General features: G+C 42.8%; 8 protein-coding genes. 4 read left to right on the forward strand and 4 right to left on the reverse strand.

The window, feature by feature from the left end; all coding sequences use genetic code 11:
* Window positions 1-38: 38 nt before the first annotated feature.
* The gene (locus tag FTT87_RS12465; protein ID WP_086195128.1) at window positions 39-557 is read right to left on the reverse strand and encodes a hypothetical protein; all 519 of its coding nucleotides are present in this window, start codon (window positions 555-557) and stop codon (window positions 39-41) included.
* Between the two features lie 235 nt (window positions 558-792).
* Between FTT87_RS12465 and mrdA the strand changes: the two genes are divergently transcribed.
* Both mrdA and rsmD read left to right on the forward strand, forming a co-directional pair.
* A complete protein-coding gene (mrdA, locus tag FTT87_RS12470) occupies window positions 793-2,817 on the forward strand; it encodes a penicillin-binding protein 2 (protein WP_086194918.1) in 2,025 nt (674 codons plus the stop codon).
* 3 nt (window positions 2,818-2,820) lie between these two features.
* Window positions 2,821-3,378: a 16S rRNA (guanine(966)-N(2))-methyltransferase RsmD gene (rsmD, locus tag FTT87_RS12475; protein WP_086194917.1), complete on the forward strand. Its 558-nt coding sequence runs from the start codon at window positions 2,821-2,823 to the stop codon at window positions 3,376-3,378.
* Between the two features lie 56 nt (window positions 3,379-3,434).
* Here rsmD and FTT87_RS12480 read toward each other — a convergent pair whose 3' ends face one another.
* Window positions 3,435-3,641 carry a hypothetical protein gene (locus FTT87_RS12480; protein WP_086194916.1) on the reverse strand — a complete coding sequence of 69 codons (207 nt, stop codon included), beginning with the start codon at window positions 3,639-3,641 and terminating at the stop codon, window positions 3,435-3,437.
* Window positions 3,642-3,882: 241 nt separating this feature from the next.
* Between FTT87_RS12480 and FTT87_RS12485 the strand changes: the two genes are divergently transcribed.
* Window positions 3,883-4,617: a sulfite exporter TauE/SafE family protein gene (locus FTT87_RS12485; RefSeq protein WP_086195127.1), complete on the forward strand. Its 735-nt coding sequence runs from the start codon at window positions 3,883-3,885 to the stop codon at window positions 4,615-4,617.
* A gap of 192 nt (window positions 4,618-4,809) precedes the next feature.
* Window positions 4,810-5,139, forward strand: coding sequence for a hypothetical protein (locus tag FTT87_RS12490; protein ID WP_086194915.1), 330 nt, complete (start codon window positions 4,810-4,812; stop codon window positions 5,137-5,139).
* A 121-nt stretch (window positions 5,140-5,260) separates the two neighbouring features.
* Here FTT87_RS12490 and FTT87_RS12495 read toward each other — a convergent pair whose 3' ends face one another.
* Window positions 5,261-5,848, reverse strand: coding sequence for a 1-acyl-sn-glycerol-3-phosphate acyltransferase (locus FTT87_RS12495; protein WP_166171014.1), 588 nt, complete (start codon window positions 5,846-5,848; stop codon window positions 5,261-5,263).
* A 328-nt stretch (window positions 5,849-6,176) separates the two neighbouring features.
* Window positions 6,177-6,273 (reverse strand): transposase domain-containing protein (locus FTT87_RS12500; RefSeq protein ID WP_004785112.1); only part of this gene is annotated, 97 nt, incomplete at its 5' end.

The following is a 6,273-nucleotide window of genomic DNA, read 5'->3' on the forward strand; positions in this document are numbered from 1 at the left end:
ATCACAAAATACTTAATTATAAAAGCTCACTATTTTCACTATAAACCGACACTTAGAGTATAGGAAAATTGTAGCATGGGTTCTGTCTCTGCAACCACATTACCCTTCTGATCCGTCATCTCTTCGCCAGCACCAATCCCGATACTAAAACTGCTAATCCGTTCTTTACTGAGCAATACATAGGCTAAATCTATACCCGCACCCAGTCTTGCTTCATATTCATTGTTGATGTGTTTACTTTCCAGATGCCCTGCATAGACACCCAGGTAGTAACCGTTTTTATCTTTTCCGGTCAGGTAATAAGGATAACGAAACCCGACCTGAGCACCGGCATTATAGTCATCATTATAAAATACACCCGCTTTTGCATAGGCGATGCCATAAGGATTGACCCATTCTGCATTCAGATGAAGAAGCTTTTTGGTAAATCCAGCCCCGATATTCCATGTTTTAGCACTGTCTGATGTCAATTTCGCTTCAGGTAAATATGAATGGTCTTGTGCATGAGCAATATTTACCAGCGCAAAAAAAGCCAGCAAAGGATACACTTTTGTGATTATTTTCATCGTTGTCCCTAAATTTTATTTTTTAGTACAGTCCTTTTTTTGAATTTTGACTTTAGCAGAATTATCAGAACTCTTATATACTGCACTTTACAATTTTAATGTCTGTAAAGTCAAAGTTTAAACTAAACCCGCCTAACAGTTCGCCAGAACAAATATCAAAAAATGCTTACTTGCGTTAGAATGTGCCACCAGATTTTTCACTCCCCTGTATGTAAGTCGATCGCGTATGAAGCAGCTCTTTCCTTTAAAAAATGTTCAGCAAGAAAAGCGCATTTATCGCAATCGGGTTTTTATCTCCATCGGGATTGTGGCTTTTTTTCTGCTCCTGCTTGTTGCCCGTTATGCCTATCTGCAAATCGCGCATTATAATGAGTTTTCAACCGCTTCAGACCAGAACCGGATCAGGCTACAGCCTTTGGCACCTGCACGTGGCTATATCTATGACCGTAACGGTATTTTACTGGCAGATAATTATCCGGTATTTTCTGCAACGATGTCTCGGGCTGATGTAAAAGATATTGAAGATACCGTAAAGCGTCTGACTCCGATTTTAAGCCTGACACAAGAAGATATTGACCGCTTTAGCAGCCGCATCAAGACCGCTAAAAAAACCGAACGCGTATCATTAAAATTAAATTTAACCGAAACCGATATTGCTAAATTTAGCGAAGTCAAGTTTGAGTTTCCCGGGGTCAATATTGAAACCCAAATGACGCGCTACTATCCGCATGGTGAGCTGTTTGCGCACGTGATTGGTTATGTAGGTCGTATTAACGACAAAGAATTGAAGTCGATTGACAAAGACTTATATGCCGGCACCAACCTGATTGGGAAAATTGGGGTGGAGAAATCTTATGAAGATCTGTTGCATGGCTTGCCCGGCAATGAATCTGTCGAGGCTGATGCTCACGGTAACGTATTACGTAATTTAGGTCGTAAAGAGCCGGTACGCGGAAATGACTTGTACCTTTCAATTGACTATGGCTTGCAGGTCACAGCAACCGAGCAACTGGCGGGTCGTCGCGGTGCCATTGTGGCGCTGAATCCGAAAACAGGAGAAATTCTGGCCCTGGTTTCCAGTCCAAGTTTTAACCCGAATTTATTTGTGACCGGAATTAGCAATACCGACTATAGTGCACTACGTGACAATCTTGACCAGCCGCTGTATAACCGTGCTGTACAAGGTGCCTATCCTCCAGGTTCAACCATTAAACCGATGTTTGGTTTAGGTGGGCTGCATTACAATATCGTGGATTGGAACACCGCCATTTCAGACCCAGGGTATTTTTCTTTACCCGGCGATTCGCATAAATTCCGCGATTGGCGCAAATCAGGTCATGGCACGGTCAATCTGCATAAAGCTCAAGTGGTTTCTTGTGATACCTATTATTATATTTTGGCCTACCGCATGGGCATTGAAAAAATGAATGCCTGGATGCGCCAATTTGGCTTTAGTGAAAAAACTGGCGTCGATTTACCGAGTGAAAGTACCGGTTTGTATCCGAACCCGGACTGGAAAATGCGGACCCGTAAGAGCAAATGGCTAAAAGGTGAAACCATTTCCGTCAGTATCGGACAAGGTGCCTTTACTGCGACGCCGCTGCAACTGGCTATGGCTACTGCAATTACTGCAAACCAAGGTGCGCATATTACCCCGCATGTACTGCGTGAAAGTCACGGCGCCAAACCTTTTAAAATGCGTAATGCACCAGATGGTAAAATTCAGTTTAACGGCAAACCTGAAGACTGGATTAAAATGCGCGATGCCATGATTGATGTTATCGAGACCGGTACAGGTCGTGGTATTCGTACCCCGCTGTATCATATTGCAGGGAAAACCGGGACTGCACAGGTCAAAAGTATTGCCCAAGGTAAAAAATACAACGAAGCATTATTAAGTGAACGTCAGCTTGACCATGGTTTATTTATTGGTTTTGCCCCGGCTGAAAATCCTGAGATTGCGGTTGCGATTGTTTGGGAAAATGGTAAACACGGTGGTTCGGCCGCGCAACTGGCTCGTCCTCTGTTTGACTATTGGTTATACACCCGTAAAAAGAATCCGATCCGTCCTGCGGGCCATCAAATTAGTGGCGGCCTCATGACCGCAGGCATCAAACCGGGTGAATTGCCAAGTGGCACAGCACCAGTGGACACGGCGACCAATGTTCAGACCAATACAACAGCAGCAGCGACACAGCACGCTACTCAAGCCGCATCAGGCGCACACCCCGCAGAAGTTGAAGGTGACTGATCTATGAAAAATCAACTCCGTATTATTGGCGGTGAATGGAAACGCCGTCAGCTTCCTTTTGCCAGTGTTGAAGGTTTACGCCCTACACCCGACCGTGTTCGTGAGACTTTGTTTAACTGGCTGATGTGGGATATTCAAAATGCACAGGTTCTCGATATCTGTGCCGGCTCAGGAGCCTTAAGTTTTGAAGCTTTATCCCGCGGTGCAGCACAGGTGGTAATGATTGAACCGAATCGCACCCAAGCTGCTTTTTTAACCGATAATTTGCAGTTGCTGAAAGTGACCAGCCAACATGCCAAACTCAAAGTTGCCACGGCACAGCAAACCTTACCTACCTTAAAACAGTCTTTTGATCTGGTTTTTTTAGATCCGCCTTATAGTCTGGATTTATGGGAAGAACTGGCCCAGCTTGCTGACCCGCTGATTAAAGACCGCGCCTTTATCTATGTGGAGGCCGATCGCGAATTAAATCAGCTTAAACTCCCCGCTTCTTGGCAACAGATTAAACAAAGCAAGGCGGGAACAGTCCGTGCAGGACTGTATCAAAAAAAGGATTCCTGAATGGAATCCTTTTTTGTTTAATGTAGTCAGTCAATTTCAGATCGGTGATAGATTAGTTAACGACCATAACGCCAGTCTCGGTCATTTCTATCATGATCCCAGTCCGGACGGTCTTTATTGTTCCAGTCACGGTCACCATGATGGTGTCGGTCATAATGTCCGTTACGGTCTCGATGACCACCATAATCGTCATCATAAGGATCCAGGACACAACCAGTTAATGACACTGCCAATACAGAAAGTAAGATCACTTTTTTCATCATCTTCATCACCTCTTTACGGCGTGACTTCAGTATTCAATGCTTTAATGAAGAGCGATGGGAGTCTATGTGAAATTTTGTAGTCATTTATGTCTTTTTTATTCACAGGAAGAATTTCTGTCCTGAATGCTGAAGCGGTTTTATACAAAGTTCTCATTATGTTTGCATAAATCCTGCTAAACATATGCTTGGCTTTTTGACTGATCTTTTGAATACTACCGATTTTTCATCTGTACAGATCGCTATGACTTGGTTGTTATTTATTGTTGGGGCAATGGTCGCAGGTTTTGTACAGGGACTGACTGGCTTTGCCTTTGCCCTCATTGCCATGTCATTCTGGGTGTGGGTCCTCCCCCCGCAAATTGCTGCGCCCCTGGTAGTTTTTGCTTCGGTGTGGAGCCATATCATTTCATTGTTCAATGAACAGAAGCATCCACATCTAAATAAAGCACTGGTACTGCCTTATTTAATTGCCGGGCTGATTGGCGTACCTTTGGGCACATATCTGCTGCATATTATTCAGCCCGAAGCCTTTAAAGTGGTTTTAGGCTTATTTTTGATGTTGTGGTGTCCGGTGATGTTTTTCAATCCGGCATTTCCACGGCTGCAACAATCCGGAAAACTGGCAGACAGTCTGGTTGGATTTTTGGGCGGAATTCTGGGTGGTTTAGGCGGTTTTTGCGGTTCATTGCCTTCTGCCTGGGTCATGCTGAAAAATCTTCCCAAACAGCAACAACGTTACGTTTTACGACATTTTAATTTTGGCATTCAGCTGTTTACCTTAGTGGCCTATTTACTGCAAGGCACGCTTGACATACAGCTCTGGCCTTATATGACAATTTTGCTGATCAGTGTCAGTTTGCCCGCCATTTTAGGGGCAAAATTATTTTATAAAATTTCGGAAACGCAATTTAAACATACAGTTTTAAGCCTTTTATTTACTTCTGGCTGTTTCCTGATTTTCAATACACTGCTCTAAAGAGTAGTGTCTACCTCCCCAAAAAATCAGATTTATATGTTGAGATATTGCAACCTTACTTATCTATAACAATCGGTCAAAATTACAATAAATCTCACTTAAACAAAAAACACCCAATCAGTCGGGCAGATCAAATATATCGGCAGGAAAACTTTATACAATAACCTAACCCCATCATCCATTTTCCTAGAAATGAAAACCTTGATTTTATTAGCAGGAATGATTCTTCTCTCTGGCTGTTCTCTGACCACCTCTCATGAGCTGAAACATGCAGAAAAAATGCTGGCAAATTTTCAGTGCAATAGAATTGAAACCGCACAAATGGCGCATACTTCGATTACCTCCTATCATGAACAGGCACTCGCTTCTAGCCGCCAGAAAGCCGAATCTTATGTACAAAGCTATAAAGATGGAGAGGAGTTATTTAAGGTGCCATTAACAGAAGTAATCGAGGAACAATATTATATTTATCAGGAAGCTTGCCAACATTTAGGCGGGATTAACCCGGCACAAAATCAATAATTTTTTAAGCGAAAATTGAATTTCACATTGACTGATCCATCATGTGCATCGAGCCAAGATTTTGCCATCTGCATCTATTAGCTTAGCGTGAAGATCAGTCAGGGAAACCATACGTTTTCACTTAGGTTTCATGGTAATAACGTGTATCCACGCTAAACTGTTCTGGAAATTTGGCCTGAATTTGTGCATAAAAAGCCATAATTTCAGCCATATCTTTTTCATAATCACCACTAGGATAAACAATTTTACCCACCCCGGTTTTCTTCTTGGCATAATCCATATAAGCCAATGCAATGGGTACGCCTGCATTGACTGCCACATGGTAGAAACCGGTTTTCCATTGTTCCTGTTTGGCACGCGTTGCTTCCGGTGTGACCAACATCACCAGTTTTGGATGGGTTTTAAATAAATCCGACATCACCTGAACCATACTTGGTCGTGGCTCACCCTCTTTTTTCGCTGTGCGGTCAATTCCGATTCCACCCATTGCGCGTACAAATGGACCAAAAGGAAATTTCATATAGCTGTCTTTAATGGTAATCCGAACGTTGACCCCTAAGGCCTTGAGTGCCAGACGTGCATATAAGGCATCCCAGTTGCTGGTGTGCGGTGCAGCAATCATGACGCACTGATCCAGATCAAGAGGCCAATGGTTATCGATTTCCCAGCCCATCATTTTTAAACTTTGTTCAGCTAATTTCTCAAACACTTACCGCACCGCCACCTAATCAAGTGCGCAAATTTTAACAAGGTCGCTGAAATATAAAAGTGCATTGTGAATAATAATCAACCAGTTAATAGATCAAGACATAACTGTCAAGTTCAAATAAAATAGCTAAGGTCTGCTGTTTTATTTTGCACCCATTTCCACATTAAGATCATAAACTGATGATCTTAAGACGAAGTTCCATATCCAAACCCTACAAAAAAGACCGAATAAAGCCGGTGGCTATTCAGTCCACTTAATTTAGTGAACACTATCATGGTGTTAATGAGGTAGGAAAAGTGTAAGCGTCCGCTGAATCCCATACCAATTTTTAATTCGATTTAGGTTTCCAGCAGTGTGGCAGTAACTCTTCAATCTGGGTCACTTTATGTGTCGGCAGCCTTTTCAGCACATCACTTAAATAGGCA

This window comes from Acinetobacter sp. YH01022 (genome assembly GCF_013420235.1).
Taxonomy (GTDB): Bacteria; Pseudomonadota; Gammaproteobacteria; order Pseudomonadales; family Moraxellaceae; genus Acinetobacter.